This is a genomic window from Micromonospora sp. NPDC003776 (assembly GCF_053605645.1).
The window spans coordinates 1-1,918 of sequence record NZ_JBSGJR010000864.1 but is presented as its reverse complement, the minus strand read 5'-3'; the positions used below and the strand labels follow the sequence as shown (position 1 = coordinate 1,918).

3 protein-coding genes are annotated in these 1,918 nt (G+C 75.4%); 1 reads left to right on the top strand and 2 read right to left on the bottom strand.

Going from position 1 to position 1,918, the window contains the following annotated elements:
• Together ACWEVO_RS35855 and ACWEVO_RS35850 are read right to left on the bottom strand one after the other, a co-directional pair.
• The coding region (locus ACWEVO_RS35855) for an MFS transporter (RefSeq protein WP_452311838.1) at window positions 1-707 on the bottom strand (707 nt) is incomplete at its 3' end.
• A gap of 55 nt (window positions 708-762) precedes the next feature.
• On the bottom strand, window positions 763-1,023 hold the full coding sequence (locus tag ACWEVO_RS35850; protein WP_452311837.1) for a hypothetical protein: 261 nt from the start codon (window positions 1,021-1,023) through the stop codon (window positions 763-765).
• Between the two features lie 222 nt (window positions 1,024-1,245).
• Here ACWEVO_RS35850 and ACWEVO_RS35845 point away from each other — a divergent pair.
• On the top strand, window positions 1,246-1,918 hold a 673-nt coding region (locus ACWEVO_RS35845; protein ID WP_452311836.1), incomplete at its 3' end, for a heavy-metal-associated domain-containing protein.

Below are 1,918 nucleotides of genomic sequence, written 5' to 3'. Positions count from 1 at the left end.
GGCGACGCGTACCCCGGCAACGGTCGGCAGGGTCCGCAGCGCGTACTCGGTGAGGTCCCCGTCGTGTCGGCGGGCCGTCTCCCGGCCCACTGCGGCCGGGCCGTTACGCCCAGCGAGCGCAGCCCGGGCTGGATGAGCAGGGCCGCCGGGACCGCCACCGCCGGCACCGCGAGGAACACCCAGCGCCAGCCGAGGTGCTCCACGATCAGGCCGGCCACCGCCGGGCCGACCAGCGACGGCACCACCCAGGCCGCCGCGAACGCGGCGAAGATCCGCCGTCGCAGCTCCTCCGGGTACGCCTGACCGACGATCACGTACAGCGCGACCGAGAGCAGCCCGGAGCCGAAGCCCTGCACCACCCGGCCGACGACCAGGACGCCCATGGTCGGGGCGACGCCGGCCACGGCGAGCCCGGCCACGAACCAGGCCACGCCGTGCCACATCGGAACGCGTGGCCCCCGGGCGTCGCACCAGATGCCGGAGAGCACCATCGCCACCACGCCGGAGGCGAACGGCCCGGCGAAGGCGAGCGCGTACAGGGCCAGCCCGTCGAGGCTGCGGGCGACCGTGGGCATCGCGGTGCCGACCGCGAGGGCCTCGAAGGCCAGCAACGACACCAGCGCGACACTGCCCACGGTCATCGCCCGCAGGGGCGGGGCGAACAGGTGCGCGGGTGGGGCCGCCGGCGCGGCGGTGGCGGTCGACATGGGCTCAAGCCTCCAACCTCAACCCGGATTGAGGTCAACGGTGAGCCCCGTCTCGTCAGGCCGACTCCAGTGCCTCCCCCACACCCTTCACCACACCGGACAGGTGCTGGTCGGCGAGCAGGTGGCCGGCGGTGATCACCAGCGCCATCGGCCATTCGATCACCTGGAGCGCGGCGAGCACGCCCAGCCCCGCGTAGTAGGCGACCTTGTCCGGCGGGGGCACCGCCACCTCGCCCAGAATCGGGATCTCCATCCGCCGGCTGTACGTCCTGAGCGCCTCACGTCCCCCGTTGAGGCTCCGCGTCAGTGTGCTCATCTCCGCCTCCCCCGGATCCGACGACCACGGCGACGTCGAACGGCATTCCACCACCGGCGGGGTCCATGCAAGGCCCGGCGGGGAAACTTCCCCTGCCCCGGGGGCATAACGGACGTCACGCCGGGAAGTCGGGCCGCCGGACGGAAGGTGGGAGGCGACGATGGCGTACGGCTACGACGGAGGCAGCGGGGAGCGGGGCCGACTGCTCGGCCGTACGACTCGATGACGTCGCTCGGCCGGTACGCCGGCCTCCTGCTGTCACCGGCGGCCCTGCCGGACGTCGTCGCCCGGGTCGCTCGTACCGTCGCCACCGCCGTGCCGGACGCGGCCCGGGGTGCCGCCTCGGCGGCGTCCGAGGCGGCCCCCCACTCGCTCGGCGAGGCGGCGGAGAGCGCCGGCGTGGCCGCCACCCGGCTGGCCCGGCTCGCCGGGCTGACCCGACGGCGGGTCTGGACCCGGGACGGCCGGCACCACATCGAGGTGCACGGCGTCTGCCAGAACGGCGGGGACCGGCTGGCCCGCCAGGTCGAGGACGCGCTGGAAGGGCTGCCCGGCGTGGCCTGGGCCCGGGTGAACGCGCCCTCCGGCCGGGTGATCGTCGCGGTGGAGGAGCCGCGGCCGAAGCTGCGCGACCTGATCGCCACGGTGGCGCGTACGGAGCGGGTCTGCCCGCACGAGCCGGACCCGGAGATCCCGCCGCCGCACCCGCCCGAGGAGGGCCCGCGCACCCCCCGCACACTCGGTGCGCTGGTCTCCGACGCGCTCGGCCTGACCATCTCGGCGGCCACCCGGATCCTGCCGTTCGCCCCGGTCCCGGCCGAGGTCGCCGGCTTCCTCACCGCGATCGACCTGCACCCGAAGCTGCACGCGCTGGCCGACCGGGGGCTGCGCGCCG

Coding starts and splice junctions, on each gene's coding strand:
- ACWEVO_RS35850 (WP_452311837.1), bottom strand. CDS start 1,023: ATGAGCACACTGACGCGGAGCCTCAACGGGGGACGTGAGGCGCTCAGG.